This is a genomic window from Haloferax sp. s1, from assembly GCF_058382125.1.
Window position 1 is genome coordinate 1 of sequence record NZ_JBZRPK010000137.1, and the last position, 1287, is coordinate 1287.

The 1287-nt window shown below is 60.2% G+C and carries 2 pseudogenes; one reads left to right on the top strand and one right to left on the bottom strand.

Annotated features, from left to right (window positions below):
* Positions 1–185 (bottom strand): annotated as a pseudogene (locus tag QT222_RS00995) (amidohydrolase); the annotation flags it as partial.
* A 169-nt stretch (positions 186–354) separates the two neighbouring features.
* Here QT222_RS00995 and QT222_RS01000 point away from each other — a divergent pair.
* Positions 355–1251: pseudogene (locus tag QT222_RS01000) on the top strand (Na+/H+ antiporter NhaC family protein); the annotation flags it as partial.
* Positions 1252–1287: the final 36 nt, after the last annotated feature.

The following is a 1287-nucleotide window of genomic DNA, read 5'->3' on the forward strand; positions in this document are numbered from 1 at the left end:
GGGACGGCCATCCGCTCGTCGTCATCGAGTATCTCGGGGCCGACGTAGAGCGCATCGAGGTCGCGTGTTTCCAGTTCGTCCACGATGCGCGCGGTGGTGTAGAACTCGCGCCAGGCGGGTTCGGGGTGGCGGTGGAGGTCCCGCCGGAACGATACGAGGTCCGCTATCGTCGCCTGTTGACTCATGACCCGCCTATTTCCCGGGATTCATGATAAACACTTGCGATAATATGCCGATAATCTCCGTGGGACATGTTACTTTCTTGTGTTAATGTGGCAGTAAACTCGAAATCTTGGATGACTAATTGGAGGAAATTCGTGCCTATTATATACCAGACCGAAAGTGTGACAGACGATGCCAGAAGAACCGGACATCGAGCTCAGTTTCCGTGGTGGGCGCCTCGTCAGCGCGCTCCCCATCGCTCTGTTCATCGCATGGGCGATATTCCAAAGTGGCTTCCTCGGTATCGGCGATACGACCGGACTCGTCACGGGGATGCTGACAGGACTCATCGTGGGAATGCTGTTTGTTCGGGGAGACTGGAAGGATTATGCGGATGTCATCTTCGCCGGCATGACCCGTCGGGTCGCGGCGACCGCTGTGGTCGCGTGGCTTTGGGCGGGCATGTTCGCCGAGACCATTCAGGTCGGCGGCTTCGTCGATGGTCTCGTCTGGGCTGCAACGGTACTGAACGTCGGTCCCGGGTTGTTCCCGGCGGCGACGTTCCTGCTCGCAGCACTCCTGGCGACGGGTATTGGTACCGGCTACGGCACCGCAATTGCCTTCACGAGCCTCGTCTTCCCGGCGGGCCTGCTCCTCGGCGCAAACCCAGTACTGCTGTTCGGTGCGATTCTCTCCGGAGCCGTCTTCGGAGACAATCTCGCACCCGTCAGTGACACGACTATCGTCTCCGCGGTGACCCAAGACGCCGACATCGGCGGCGTCGTCGCGTCCCGTGTGAAATACGCCGTCGTCGCGGCGGCGTTCGCAATCGTAGCGTATCTCATCGCAGGGTTCGGTATTCCCGGACTCTGGAGCGGGATGCCACACGCGAACGTGACCGGGCAGGTTTCCGCGTCCGTCTCGCCGTGGGGTCTCGTCCACCTGCTCGACATCGCGGTGGTTATCGTTCTCGCCATCCGCGGTCGGCACATCATCGAGGCCGTCTCGTGGGGCCTCATCGCTGCTGCACTGTTCAACATCATGCTCGGCGCACCAGGGCTCGGTGATCTATCAGCTAGCTGCATGATTTAGTTCAGTGAGCCGCAAAAATGGTGTCCCCAGATG